13 protein-coding genes are annotated in these 13,301 nt (G+C 62.8%); 2 read left to right on the top strand and 11 right to left on the bottom strand.

Translation table 11 applies throughout. The features are described from left to right. Positions 1-18 precede the first annotated feature (18 nt). Positions 19-1,041 carry an ABC transporter permease gene (locus M5B42_RS28540; protein ID WP_248747703.1) on the top strand — a complete coding sequence of 341 codons (1,023 nt, stop codon included), beginning with the start codon at positions 19-21 and terminating at the stop codon, positions 1,039-1,041. A gap of 57 nt (positions 1,042-1,098) precedes the next feature. On the opposite strand, the gene M5B42_RS28535 is transcribed toward M5B42_RS28540, so the two are convergent. Next, positions 1,099-2,121, bottom strand: a complete 1,023-nt coding sequence (locus tag M5B42_RS28535; protein WP_248747702.1) for a glycosyltransferase family 9 protein — start codon at positions 2,119-2,121, stop codon at positions 1,099-1,101. 225 nt (positions 2,122-2,346) lie between these two features. Here M5B42_RS28535 and M5B42_RS28530 point away from each other — a divergent pair, with 225 nt between their 5' ends. Beyond that, positions 2,347-3,969, top strand: coding sequence for a methyl-accepting chemotaxis protein (locus M5B42_RS28530; RefSeq protein WP_248747701.1), 1,623 nt, complete (start codon positions 2,347-2,349; stop codon positions 3,967-3,969). A gap of 12 nt (positions 3,970-3,981) precedes the next feature. Here M5B42_RS28530 and M5B42_RS28525 read toward each other — a convergent pair whose 3' ends face one another. The 10 genes from M5B42_RS28525 to M5B42_RS28480 all read right to left on the bottom strand — a co-directional run bounded on the left by M5B42_RS28525 (position 3,982) and on the right by M5B42_RS28480 (position 13,194). Further along, complete coding sequence (locus tag M5B42_RS28525; protein WP_248747700.1) at positions 3,982-4,851, bottom strand: DUF6282 family protein; 870 nt, start codon at positions 4,849-4,851, stop codon at positions 3,982-3,984. Further along, on the bottom strand, positions 4,848-5,627 hold the full coding sequence (locus tag M5B42_RS28520) for an alpha/beta fold hydrolase (RefSeq protein WP_248747699.1): 780 nt from the start codon (positions 5,625-5,627) through the stop codon (positions 4,848-4,850). Before M5B42_RS28520 ends, M5B42_RS28525 begins: the two co-directional genes overlap by 4 nt. Before the next feature lie 34 nt (positions 5,628-5,661). Next, on the bottom strand, positions 5,662-6,636 hold the full coding sequence (locus M5B42_RS28515) for a nitronate monooxygenase (protein ID WP_103495122.1): 975 nt from the start codon (positions 6,634-6,636) through the stop codon (positions 5,662-5,664). An 81-nt stretch (positions 6,637-6,717) separates the two neighbouring features. Next, the gene (locus tag M5B42_RS28510; protein ID WP_103495121.1) at positions 6,718-7,086 is read right to left on the bottom strand and encodes an antibiotic biosynthesis monooxygenase; all 369 of its coding nucleotides are present in this window, start codon (positions 7,084-7,086) and stop codon (positions 6,718-6,720) included. 35 nt (positions 7,087-7,121) lie between these two features. Next, complete coding sequence (locus M5B42_RS28505; protein WP_103495120.1) at positions 7,122-7,652, bottom strand: flavin reductase family protein; 531 nt, start codon at positions 7,650-7,652, stop codon at positions 7,122-7,124. After that, a complete protein-coding gene (locus M5B42_RS28500) occupies positions 7,649-8,824 on the bottom strand; it encodes an LLM class flavin-dependent oxidoreductase (RefSeq protein WP_248747698.1) in 1,176 nt (391 codons plus the stop codon). The genes M5B42_RS28505 and M5B42_RS28500 overlap by 4 nt, the downstream gene beginning before the upstream one ends. A 45-nt stretch (positions 8,825-8,869) precedes the next feature. Further along, a complete protein-coding gene (locus M5B42_RS28495) occupies positions 8,870-9,577 on the bottom strand; it encodes an RraA family protein (protein ID WP_248747697.1) in 708 nt (235 codons plus the stop codon). After that, positions 9,574-10,776, bottom strand: a complete 1,203-nt coding sequence (locus M5B42_RS28490) for an isocitrate/isopropylmalate family dehydrogenase (RefSeq protein WP_248747696.1) — start codon at positions 10,774-10,776, stop codon at positions 9,574-9,576. Before M5B42_RS28490 ends, M5B42_RS28495 begins: the two co-directional genes overlap by 4 nt. After that, on the bottom strand, positions 10,776-11,804 hold the full coding sequence (locus tag M5B42_RS28485; RefSeq protein ID WP_248747695.1) for a nucleoid-structuring protein H-NS: 1,029 nt from the start codon (positions 11,802-11,804) through the stop codon (positions 10,776-10,778). The genes M5B42_RS28490 and M5B42_RS28485 overlap by 1 nt, the downstream gene beginning before the upstream one ends. A gap of 460 nt (positions 11,805-12,264) precedes the next feature. Beyond that, on the bottom strand, positions 12,265-13,194 hold the full coding sequence (locus M5B42_RS28480) for a LysR family transcriptional regulator (protein ID WP_103495115.1): 930 nt from the start codon (positions 13,192-13,194) through the stop codon (positions 12,265-12,267). Positions 13,195-13,301 lie beyond the last annotated feature (107 nt).

The raw sequence follows: 13,301 nt of genomic DNA, 5'->3' as shown, positions 1-13,301 counted from the left end.
ATAGAAGGGTGAGTGGTTATGAACGTGATACTGGAAAACAAGCCTGCAACGGTGCCGGTCAAGAGTCGCCGGCGCCTTCCCACCGAACTGAGCATCTTCCTGGTACTGATCGGCATCGGCCTGGTCTTCGAACTGTTCGGCTGGATCGTCCGTGACCAGAGTTTCCTGATGAACTCCCAGCGGTTGGTGCTGATGATCCTGCAGGTGTCGATCATCGGCCTGCTGGCGATCGGGGTCACTCAGGTCATTATCACCACCGGCATCGACCTGTCGTCGGGCTCGGTGCTGGCACTCTCGGCGATGATTGCCGCGAGCCTGGCGCAGACCTCGGACTTCGCCCGGGCGGTGTTTCCGTCGCTGACCGACCTGCCGGTGTGGATCCCGGTCATTGCCGGACTCGGGGTAGGGCTGCTGGCGGGGGCGATCAACGGCAGCATCATTGCCCTGACCGGGATTCCGCCCTTTATTGCCACCCTTGGCATGATGGTCTCGGCCCGTGGCCTGGCGCGTTACTACACCGAAGGCCAGCCGGTGAGCATGCTCTCGGATTCCTATACGGCCATCGGCCACGGCGCGATGCCGGTGATCATTTTCCTGGTGGTGGCGCTGATCTTCCACATTGCCCTGCGCTACACCAAGTACGGCAAGTACACCTACGCCATCGGCGGCAACATGCAGGCGGCGCGCACCTCCGGGATCAACGTCAAGCGCCACCTGGTGATCGTCTATAGCATCGCCGGGCTTTTGTCGGGACTGGCCGGGGTGGTCGCTTCGGCACGGGCCGCCACCGGGCAGGCGGGCATGGGCATGTCCTACGAGCTGGACGCGATTGCCGCCGCCGTGATCGGTGGTACCAGCCTGGCGGGTGGGGTGGGGCGCATTACCGGCACGGTGATCGGTGCGCTGATCCTCGGGGTCATGGCCAGCGGTTTCACCTTTGTCGGGGTCGATGCCTATATCCAGGACATCATCAAGGGCCTGATCATCGTGGTCGCGGTGGTCATCGACCAGTATCGCAACAAGCGCAAGCTCAAGCGCTGAGCGAGATATAAACGACAAGGGCCTTTTCAGGCCCTTGTTGCGTTATCGATCAGAACCTCAGGCCTCTGCCGAGGTGATGGGCGCTGAATCCTGTTGCGTCGGTGTCTCCGGTAAATAGCGCACAACAGCCTGATAGACCTCGTCCACCGAAATATTGTCCATCCCGTCTTTTTGAATAATGCTGTGATGGGTGTTTGCGGGATAAGGCCCGGTGTGCGCCGGATCGGTTTTTCCGCAGAGCAGGACCATCGGTCGTTCCATTGCACAGGCCACATGCATCGGGCCGGTATCTCCGGTCAGGAGCAAGTCACAGCGCTTGAACACCGCCGCGAGTTGGCCGACATTGGTTTTGCCGATGAGATTCAGGATGTTCGGGTTGGCGGTCAGCGCGTCGGCCGCGAAGGCTTCGCTGGGGGAGCCGGTGAGTACGATATGCACAGCAGGGTGTTCTTTTATCAGGCGTTGGATCAGTTGATCAAAGCGCTTGAAGGACCAGCTGCGAGTATCTTTTGCCATCAGGAAAGGAAACAGCTTGTACAGGATCCGCTGACCTTTTTTCGAAATCTGATGGCAGCCCATGTGCAAGGCCAGGATAAACGGCTGTGGGGCGGCTGGAATGGGGCTCAGCAGTAAATCGGCCTGCGATTCGTCCTGGGCATTCGTATTGAGCTCATAAGGCCCCAATGGAAATTGCGCCACGTTCGGCATCTGCTGAATCAGGAATCGATAGAAATTTTCCGAATAATGAAACGCACCGGCATAACGCGGGGGCATCAGGACGCGCGGAATGTCTCCCAGGTATTCGACGACGTGGTTGATATTTTGCAGGGGCAAGATGACATCGTATCCGGCGGCCAGTTGCTCGATAGGCTGTTCTTCCGCACGGTAGAGTGTATCGATGCAGGTATTTTGCGACAGCAGCTCATGGGACAGGGCTGATAACGTGACAACGTCTATTCGGGCATGCAGTTTTGCAAGGCGCAGCACGCGGATTCCGGGTGTTGCGAACAGGCTATCGCCCAGACGGTGCGGAGCCACCAGGAGAATTTTTTCTGCGGCCTGTAGCGGGCTGGTTGTCATGCAATGGATCCGGTTCGGGTTTGGAGAGGGCGACGGCTCGCAGGAATGACTGGCAACCGAAAAGGAGCGATCTTATCAATTCTGTGGTTTTTTTCCTACTTTGTGCCCGTTGGTAGGCCTACCTACAGAAAATCGCAACCAAGCCGATAGCCTTATGGCCGGGATCGCCTGCTATCCTGCCGCGGCCTGCTGTCTTCCGTCCCCGTTCAATGCGAGATCCCGCCCATGTTGTTGAGAAATATCCGGATTGCACCCCGAGCGTTCATCGGTTTTGCCGCAATCGCCTTGCTCAGTGTGTTCCTGGGGCTGTTCGCGTTGAAGCAGATTCGCGACGTGCAGGCCCAGGCCGCCGATATCCAGAACAACTGGCTGCAGCGGGTGCGGGTGCTGGCCTCGGCGAATGCGTCGCTGGACCGTTACCGCCTGGGCTCCATGGCCCACATCCTGTCTTCCAGTGCCGCGGACATGAAAGTCTACGAGGACAAATCGGCCGGGCGCTTGCAAAGCGTGCATGAGCAGATGTCGATCTACGCGGGCTTGCTGACCAGCGGCGACGACAAAGGGCGGCTGGACGCCTTCAACCGCAGCCTGGAAGCCTATGCCAAGAATCACCTCGAATTGCTCAGGCTGTCGCGGCTGGGGGACAAGGCCGGTGCCAACACCTACCTCTCGACCATCCGTGAATCCTATGAACAGATGACCAAGAACCTCGATGACCTGATCGAGCATGCCAACCAGGGCGCGGAGCTGGCCGGCAAACAGTCGGCCAGCACCTATGACAGCGCGGTGGCGGGCATCGGCCTGGTGATTCTGCTGGTGGGTATCGGCACCGTGCTGGTGGCCTGGCTGCTCACCCGCAGCATTACCGTCCCGATCATCGAGGCGGTGCAGGTTGCGGAAACCATCGCCAAGGGTGACCTGACGCAACCGATCAATCCGCTCGGCAACGACGAAGCCAGTCGCTTGCTCGCGGCCCTGGCGGTGATGCAGGGCAGCCTGCTCACCACCCTCAAGCAGATCACCCATTCATCGACCCAACTGGCCTCGGCGGCCGAAGAGTTGAACGCGGTGACGGCCGAGGGCAGTCGTGACCTGCAACAGCAGCATGGGGAAATCGAACAGGCCGCCACCGCGGTGACCGAGATGACCAGCGCCATTGAAGAGGTGGCCAGGAACGCCTCGTCCACCTCGGACCTGTCCCAGGAGTCCCGGACCATTGCACTGAAGGGGCAGCAGCGGATGGTCGAGGCGGTGACGGCGATTGTCGCGCTGACCCGTGGCGTCGAGGTCAGCTCCGAGCAGATCGGCGGTCTGGCGGCGCAGGCCCAGGGCATCGGCAAGGTCCTCGATGTGATTCGTACCATCGCCGAGCAGACCAACCTGCTGGCGCTCAATGCCGCCATTGAAGCGGCGCGCGCCGGTGAGGCCGGTCGTGGCTTTGCGGTGGTGGCGGATGAAGTACGGGCCCTGGCCCATCGGACTGCGCAGTCGACCCGGGAAATCGAAGAGATGATCGGCAGCATCCAGACCGGTACCGCTACTGCCGTGAGTGGCATGCACAACAGCAGCAACATGACCCGGCAGACCCTGGAGCTCGCCGAAGCGGCCAAGACCGCGCTGGCGGAAATCGTCGAGGCGAATGACGAGATCAATAACCGCAACCTGGTTATCACCACCGCCGCCGACGAACAGGCCCATGTCGCCCGCTCGGTGGATCGCAACCTGCTGAATATCCGCGAGTTGTCGATCCAGTCTTCCGAAGGTTCGAACCAGACCACCGCCGCCTCGCAGTCCCTGGCCCACCTGGCCACCGAACTCAATACCCTGGTCAAGCATTTCCAGATATGAGAGCCCGGTCAATCAATGGCTGAGCAGCTGTAGCGGCCAGCCGTGGCTGATGGCCGCGATCCGCTCGGGGCCGAGACCGAATGCCTGGAACCACTGCCGGCTGAGGTCCCGCCACTGACGGATATCCGGCTGGCTGGTCTGGCCCAGGTCAGAGCTGTACACCACTCGTGGCAGTTCACGCAGTACCTGGGCGAAGTCCCCCTCGTCTTGATAACCGAGCAGGTAGGTGAGGGCGGTCTGTTCGATATAGAGCCAGGGCAGGTCACCGAGCGCCCGCAAGTCCGCGGCCTTCATCCCGGTCAGCGGATTGGCCGGCTGGTTGAGCATCAGCCGTGGCACCTGCAAGCGCTCGGCCGCGTCCACCAGCCGCAACACCTCCTCACGATTGGCATGACCGCTGGAAATCACCACCGGGTAGTCCCGACTCATGCGCAGCAGGTCCAGGGTCGCGGCGTTCAACTGGCCGCTGTCATCGCTGACCGTCAGGGGTTGCACCGGCCGTTCGCTGAGGATCGGATGGCTGAGGGTCCGGGCCAGCCGGCTGGTATGGGAGCGTCCGGTCACGGTGGGCAGGTGCACGATAAAGCGTACGTCGAGGGCGCCGTGCTGGCACAGGGAACGCTCCACCACCCGCCAGTCCAGGCCGCCGGCGATTTCATTGAGGACGATCGAACCGGATACTGGCAAGCCTTGCTCGCGGGCCTCCCAGGCCTGGGCCGCGGTGCAACCCAGGTGATTCTTGAGCACCACCCAACCCTCCTGGGCCGCGTAGTGGCTGCCAGCTTGCATGGCACTGTGGCGTCGCAGATAGGCGTCGGGGCCGGCGTGGTAATGCACATCGATAAACTTGGACTGTGCGGGTTGGGTCGTGGAAGCATTCATGCGGGGCGCTCCAGATCGATGCCCAGATGGCTGCGCACGCTGTTTTCTACCCGTGCCAGATCGTCCTGCAAGGGGCGCATGCCCGCACCGGGCACGCTGACCGCCAGGTGCCGCGCGGTGGGGCTGAAGCTGACATTGGCAGCCCTGACCAATTGCGAGTCTTCGCCGAAAAGGCTCAGCAGGCGGCCAGGCCAGGCACTCACCTGGGATTCCAGGTTGAGTTTGCTCAGCAGCCGGAAGCCTCGGTCCAGACGGCGGCCGGCCTGCTTGTCGTCGGGGCTGCCCTGGACGGGCGGACGGGCGATCGGCGGACGCCGGGCTGGCAGGACCCACTGTTCGAGCAGCAGCAGCGCCTTGTCTACATCGCCGGCGCCGGCGAGCTCGGCCATCGCCCCCAGCCTGCGGTCGAGAATAGTGTCGGCCCGGGTGGGCGAGGAAATCAGCAGGGCCTTGGCCGTCTGCTCGCCGACGGCGGTGGCCAGCAGGCCCTGCACCAATGCGCCGCCCAGCGCCGATCCGGCCAGCAGGGCAATGGGGCCCAGTGGTTCGAGCACTGCCGCCCAGCGTCGGGTGAAGTGGGCCAGATCCTCATCCGCGTCATCGCTCAGCAGCGACAGCGTGTCGAAGATCAGCACGCGGTAACCCTTGGCCACCAGGGCCCGGGTCAAGGGCGCGAAAAACTGCCCCTCGTCCCAGGCCGGCATGACCGGGGAGAGCACCACCACCAACTCCGGCCCTTCGCCGAACTGCACATGCACCGGTACTTGAGTATTCATATCGATTCCTTTCCTGTAGGGCGTGCAGGTTGTGTCAGGCAAACAGTTTGCGGGCATCGCGCAGGGCCTGTTCGGCACCGCGCAGGGTCTGCTCGACGATGGTGGTTGCCGGCAACACATCATTGACCAGGTCGGCGACTTCACCGGCCCAGATGGCGCGGACATCGGTGTTGTCGTTGCGCAGGGCCTGGGCGTAGTCCTCGCCGACGCTGGCCGGCGCCTGCAGCAGTTCCTGCTCGAAGCCGAGCCAGCGGGCCGTGAAGTCGTTGGCCAGCGCGCGGCCGCTGTATTGCTCGGGCCACTCGATGCCGCGCACCAGGTCGAAGGCCCGGGTGCGTACGGTATCGCCGGCGCTGGCCTGGACCAGCCGTTGCTTGACCTTGTTGGATGGCAGCGCTTCTTCGCTGGCCAGGAAGCGCGTGCCCATCATCGCCCCGTCGGCCCCCAGCAGCAGGGCGGCGGCCAGGCCCCGGCCGTCGGCGATACCCCCGGCGGCAATCAGCACCGTCTCTTTGGCGACGGCATCGCGTACCGCCGGAAGCAGCGGAAACGAGGCCCGGCGCAGGCTGTGGCCGCCGGCTTCGGCCCCTTGCACGATCAGCGCATCGGCCCCCGCGTCGAGTGCGGCCAGGGCCTGGTCGACCTCGTGCACCTGGACAATGGCCAGGGCACCGCTGTCCTTGATCGGTTCGATGAAGGCGCGTGCGTCGCCAAACGACAAGGCGACCACATGGGGTCGATAGGACAGGGCCAGGTCCAGCAGTTCGAAGCGCCGGGCCACGGTGAACATCACCAGGCCCACGCCCCAGGGTTCCTTGACGTCGTTCATCAGTGCCAGCTCGGTCTTCATCCAGTCCGGGTCGCCATAGCTGGCTCCCACCAGGCCCAGACCGCCGGCCCGTGACACGGCGGCGGCCAGGCGTCCACCCGAAGCCCCTCCCATGGGGGCCAGGACCAACGGGTTGGCGGTGTTGAGCAGGCGGGTCAGCGGGGTAGCAAAAGTGCTCACGGTGTCTCTCCTTGATAGACCGATTTGAAAAATGCCGCTCGACAGGCCCGCGCGATCCGGCAATGGCGGGCCGTCGACGGTTCAGGCGAGCGCGGCGGCTGGAAGGGTGGCGGCGGGGATGTAGTCGCTGACCTGATACAGGTGGAACTCCCAGGTGCCGGTCTCTTTCAGGCGCGAATAACGCGACATGAACTGCTCGTCGGAAAACAGCGAGTCGAATTCCTCCTTGCTGCTCCATTGCGCCTGGTTGATCACGGTCTTGCCGTCGATGCTCTTGAACAGGCGGCTCCACTGGAACGACGGATAGGTCTGGGCCACATAGCCCACGGCCGAGCGCAGCACATCGAGGGCTGCGTCCTGCTGGCCGTCAAAGACATGCACGACATTGACCAGGAAGATCGCCTGGCTTTCATCATGGCCGGGTGCGTTGAAAGGGATCGGGTTGCTCATGTTGCCTCCAGGTAATCCAGGGTATGAAAAGGGGTTCAGTGATTCAGTGCGTGGGAACGTGCCGGTTGCCCGTCCTGCCAGAGCAGTGGGGAGATGCGCTCGCCGACCAGGGACTTTTCAACCCGGCCGACAATCACTTCATGGGTGGCGTAGCTCAGCCGCGCATCAACCCGGCAGAACAAGGTTGCCTGGGCGTCGAGCAGGTACGGCAACCCGTCGGCGTGGTCCCAGTCTCCGTGCTCGAAGCGCGCCGGGCCCTTGAGTCGGCCGGCGAAGATGCCCACCAGGGCGCTCTGCGTGGCGTCGAGCAGGTTGACGCTGAAGCGTTGATTGCTCAGCAGCGGCTGATAGAGGCTGGCGGAGTGGTTGATGCAGATCAGCAGCGAGGGTGGTTCGGTGCACAACGAACTGACCGCGGTGGCGACCATGCCGCAGCGGGCGCTGCCGACGCCGGTGGCGATGATCGAGACGGTGCTGGTCAGGCGTCGCATGGCCCGTTTGAAGTCTTCGGCCGTCTCCTCCAGGGAGCGCTCGGGGGCCCGCGCCAATGCGCCGGCGGCACTCATGCGACGGCACCGATGAGCAACCGCGAGCGCAGGTGCGACTGGCGCAGACCGGCGTCCTCCATGCGCGGCAGCACCTCCTCGAGGAACTCGTCGAGGCCGCTTTGATAGTCCAGCCAGGTCAGGCAGATACCGTCGATGCCCAGGTCGCTGTAGCGCTGGAACTGATCGGTGATCATCTCGGCGGTGCCCACCAGCGGGACTCCGGCGAAACCGGCCTTGAAGTGGAAGCGGAAACGTTCGGCGTCCTCGGTATTGGCGAACATGCCGCTCTGGATGCCGATCTCCGAGGTGACGTTGTCCAGTGCCACTTCATCGCCGTGCTGGTTGACGTAGTAGTCGAGGTATTTCTCGGCCTCTTCCAAGCTGTCCTTCTGTACCACATAGGCGTAGACCCAGATCTGCAGCTCGCGGCCGTACTCCAGGCGCGCCAGGTCGCGATAGGCTTTGATCTGGGCGGCGATGGTGGCATCGTCATCCTCGTGCTTGAGGATCAGGAACGCCGCATCGCAATGTTCGGCGCAGAACCGCCGCCCGCGCTCGGAGCCGCCGGCGTTCATCAGGAACGGTGTGTTGAGCGGCTTGGGCTGGGCAAAGCCCTGGGCGATATTGAAGAAGTCGCCCTTGAAGTCGAAGTTGCCCGGTTCGCTCCAGGCCTTGCGAGCGACGTTCAGCCATTCATCGGCATGGTCGTAACGACGATCGTGCTCCAGCTGCACGCCCCCGTTGAACATGCCCATTTCCTTGCCGTACCAGCCGCAGATCATGTTCAGGCCGAAGCGGCCGCCGCTGATATGGTCGATGGTCGCCGCCTGCTTGGCCGCGAACAGCGGGTGCACGGTGGACAGATGCGAGGTGGTGAACAAGGCGATCTGTTCGGTGACCGAGGCCAGCCCGGCGGCCCAGGTATAGGTCTCGAAGGACACACCCATCGGGTCGCCGGCACCGCCCCAACCGCGCCAGCGGCCCACCGGCAGGAGCAGTTCGAGGCCGGCCTTGTCGGCCTTTTTGGCGATCTCCAGGTTGCCGCTCCAGTCGGCGGCCTTCAACCGCTCCGGTGCCGTGGTCAGGGTGCAGCCACCTTCGATATTGAGGGCGAACACTCCCAGCTTGATCTTGTTGGTGCTGGTGCGCATCGGGTTGGTCTTGATAACGCTGGCATTGTTCGAAGTCATGGGGTCTCTCCTGGATAAGGGGCGTGACACGCGTCGTGGGTTGGCTCAGGCGGCGCTCGGGGCCTTGGCCTCGGCGGCCAGCCAGGGTTGGTCATAGCGGTGCAGGCGCCGCGCTTCGGCCAGTGACAGGCCCTGACCGACGGATTCGATGATGTCGCGTTCGGTCTTTTCCACGGCGATGGCGCGTTTGATGACTTCCTCCGCGTGGGCGATGGGGATCACCAGGCAGCCGCTGGCGTCGCCGACGATCAGGTCGCCGGGCTGGATCGTTACGCCGCCGATCTGCACCGGAACCTGGGTGGCCTTGAGCTGCACGCGGTTCTTGCCCGACTGCATGAAGCGGCCACGACTGAACAACGGGTAACCGAGCCGGATCACCGTGTCGATGTCCCGTGCGGCCCCATCGATCAGCGTGCCGCGAATATTCCGGCTCACCGCCACATGGGTGAGGATGTCGCCCCAGACGGTGGCGTCGAGCCGGCCGGCGTTGCTGGAAACGATGACCGAGCCGGGCGGCACGTCGTCGATGTAGTTGGCGGCGTTCTTGAAACCGTCACCGGACTCCACCGGTTCGTACAGCACGGTGAAGGCGAACCCGCTGCAGCGCGTGCCGGGCACTTGCTGGACGATGCCCAGCAGGCCGGCATCGATGCCGAGACTGTCGAGGGCATCGCTCAGCGATGCGGTATCGAGTGTGGCGCTGTGTTCCAGCAGCCAGGCGCGTTGTGACGCCGAGAGGGAAGACTGGCTCATGCATGACTCCTTGTCAGGGCCGGGCCCTTGTCGAGGGAAGCGGTGAGGGAATGAAGGTTGAGGACGCTGCGTTGGATGATGGCCGCCGCGCATTGGCCGGTGCTGGCCTGGCCACCGCTGTCGTAGGTCTGGCAGTCGTGCCTGACCACCTGGGTGACGGCCTGTTCGATGGCCCAGGCCTCGGCGCCGTAGCCCAGGTGTTCGAGCAACAGGGCCAGGGACAGGAACATCGCGCTGGGATTGGCCTTGTCCTGGCCGACATGGGCCGGCGCGCTGCCATGCACCGGTTCGAAGTAGGCCCCGGCATCGCCGATGTTGGCGCTGGGGGCAAAGCCCAGGCCGCCCATGACCCCGGCCCCGAGGTCGGAGAGAATGTCGCCGAACATGTTCTCCGCGACGATCACGCCAAAGCGTTCCGGACGACGGATCATCCACAGCGCCACGGCATCGACGTTGTCGATATTCCAGGCGATATCCGGATACTGCGCGGCCACGTTTTCGAGGATTTCCCGGGCGAATGCGCCGCTGTAGCGCAGCACGTTGGGTTTGTCCGCCAGGGTGACGCGCTGATAGTCGTGCCGACGGGCGTACTCGAAGGCGAATTTGAACAGGCGGGTCAGGCCGGCGCGGGTCTGTAGCCGCACCGTCATGGTCGCGTCGTCGGCGCTGGCGCGGGTCCAGGGCGCGCCCGCCAGTTCCTTGGCCTTGAGCAAGGGTTCGAACTCGGCGGGGATGCTGGCGAAGTCGAGTCCCGCGTACAGCCCCTCGGTGTTTTCGCGGATCACCGTGAAGCGGAAGCGGTTGTCACCGAGCACATCGGTCACCGGACGCACATTGGCGTAGAGGCTCAGTCGCTGGCGCAACTGAATCACCGGCGACACGTAGGTCCGCCCCGTGTCGCGCAAGGCCGCAGGTAGCTCGGCCTCGGCTTCGTGCAAGCCCTTGCTGGTGATGGCGCCGAGCAGGGTGGCGTCGGCGGCGGCGATTTTCGCCCAGGTTTCGGCGGGCACCGGGTCGCCGTTCTGGCGCCAGCATTCCCAGCCGATCTGGCCGAAATCCAGTTCAATAGGCAGTTGCAGGGCGTCGAAGATCGGCAGCAGGGCGTTGACCACTTCGACGCCGACGCCGTCGCCGGGCAGTACGCAGACCCGGTGCCGCGCCGGTCGGCCCGGGCGTGTGGTTGGGTGCAGTGTGCTCATCACATTTTTCCTTCTGCGGACAGGTGCGCCGGGAAGCTGGGCCGGGAAATCACCGTCGGGCGCAGGGCATGACGCTGGAACAGGTCCTGCTCGTGCATGGCCCGCAGGGCCTGGAAAGTCGAACTGATCTGCAGTCGCGACATGGTGTCTTCCAGCCGCTGCTGGACATCGAAGGGCAGGTTGTAGGCGCCCAGCATCACGTCCATCAGCGGTGCGGGCAGGCTGCTCAGGGGGACGCTTTGCGCGGTGTACTCGGAGAGTTGCAGGGCCTTGACCAGGTCATAATCCCGGCCGCTGCCGATGCGCTCCAGATAGGCGATAAACATGCCCAGGTGCAGATTGCCGGCGCCCTTGCCCATGCCGCAGATCGAGGTGTCGATGTACTCGGCCCCGGCATCGATGGCGGCGATGGCATTGGAAAGGGCCAGGGACAGGTTGTTGTGGGCGTGGAAACCCAGGGGCGCATGGACCCGGCGGGAAATCCGGCTGACCAGGCGTTCCACGTCATCGGGAATCATGTTGCCGTTGGAGTCGGCGAAACAGATGATATCGGCCCCGGCGCCCTCGGACCGCAAGGCCATCTCGGTGATGATGCCCGGTGTCTGGGTGGTGATATGGGTGATGTTGGCACTGACTTGGAAGTTGAATGACTTGGCCAGTTTGAGGGTCGCCAGACCCGGTTCGAGTTGTTCGTTGCGCAGGCACACCCGGATCATCCCGATGCCCTGTTCGGCGAGCATTTCAAAGTCGGCTTCGGTGACGTTGCGCGGATGCACCATTACGCAGAGTCCCAACTGGCCATGGGCCGCGCGGCGCAGCGAATCGATATACAAAGGGCTGACCGAGCTACTCAGGCCGTGCTCTTTCTTGCGCACGAAAGAGCCATTGCAATAGCCAATTTCCGCATGGTTGACACCCACGTCGGCCAAATGCCCCACGGCATTGGCTGCATAGTCGGTAGTAAAGGCGAAGTTATTACGATAACCACCATCACGGAGCGTTACATCAATGATCTTTACTTGGCTCATGATTCAATTCCTTCTGTGGGTTCTCTGTAAAACTCCAGAGGCGCACGCAAGCGCATCCTGGGTTTGTCAGTCGTAACAGTCCCGTCATTCTGGGGTTCTTGGGCAAGTTTTTTTACACGGCAAACGTCATGGACCATGAAGGCCTGAACGGAAAGATATCTAGGGTGTATTCCGCGTCGGACACTTCCGCACGCATCGCTTATTCGCGATGAGTCTGGGAAGTTGGCGCTTTTTTATTATTAAATTATTGCCCGGCCGGAGAGGTGTGTACCGTGTCCGAAGGGCGAGTCACGAAAACCTTGGCATGGGTTTCGGCGCTCGGGGAAATCTGTTTCTTGTTCTTGGCGTTGATACTGGAATCTACGGGATTGTTTGTAAACTCCCCGTGTTCGCCCCAGGGTGTTAAAAAATTCACCTTGTGTTAATTGCAAATTGCACTACTGAGGCACACAAAAGGCAATTAAAAGAATGCCTCGGTCGGAAAACAGCTGACCAGGAAGTCCATCAGTGACCGAATAGGCGCTTCTTTGCGCATATCTTCGTGGACCACCAGCCAGATATCAATCATCAAATCCGAACAATTCAGCTGGGCTTTCTCCAGTATCGGGTCCTTGCGGGCATAGAAGTTGGGCAACAAGGCCATGCCGATGCCCGCCCGCGCCGCCGATGCCTGGACCTCCAGGCTTCGGGCCCGCAGGACCACGGGGCGCTCAGCGGCGATTTCGCGCAGCCACACCTGTTGCCGTGAATGTTCCATGCTTTCGTCGTAAAGGATGTATTCGTACTGCTCGCGGGTATGGGTGGCCAGGTAGTGCGAACTGCCATAGAGACCAAAGGAGACGGTGCCGAACTTGCGCGCCACCAGGTCCATCTGGGTCGGTCGGCACAGGCGGATCATCAGGTCCGGTTCCGGGTTGCCGCCGTTGCCGATATCGTCCTGCATCAGCAGGCTGACATTGATCGAGGGATGTTCCTGGCGCAGGCGTCCCAGGTGTGGCGCGATGAATTCCGAGGTCAGCAGGGGCGGGGCGCTGACGCTCAGGTCGGCGACCATTTCGGTGCGTACCGACAGGGCCATCTTGGCAATGGCCTTGGCGTCCTTCTGCATTCGGCCGGCGATTTCGGCGATGCGATGGCCAAAGGGGGTCATCTCGTAATTGCGCTTGCGTCGGTCCACCAGCTTGAGGTTCAGCGAGGACTCCAGCGCGGCGATGCGCCGCGCCACGGTCGCATGTTCGACCCCCAGTTCCCTGGCGGCGCTGCTCAGTGACTGGGTGCGGGCGAAGGTGACGTAATGACGCAGGTTCTCCCAGTCGAACAGGGCCGCGTCCGGGGTGTCCAGGCGTTCGGACCAATCACAGGAAGAGGGTTGCACAGGAAAGGTAGTCATGCCGCCTCGATCGATTCTCGATGGAAGTTTCATCCCGGCGGTCGCCCCAAAGGCTTCCATCCTGGAGATCCTTGTTTGGGAAGATGGATTCGAAACGGCCGCGCACG

This window comes from Pseudomonas sp. MWU12-2037, from assembly GCF_023242345.1.
Lineage (GTDB): Bacteria > Pseudomonadota > Gammaproteobacteria > Pseudomonadales > Pseudomonadaceae > Aquipseudomonas > Aquipseudomonas gingeri_D.
The sequence above is the reverse complement of the archived record's forward strand: the minus strand, read 5'-3'. Positions and strand labels throughout refer to the sequence as shown.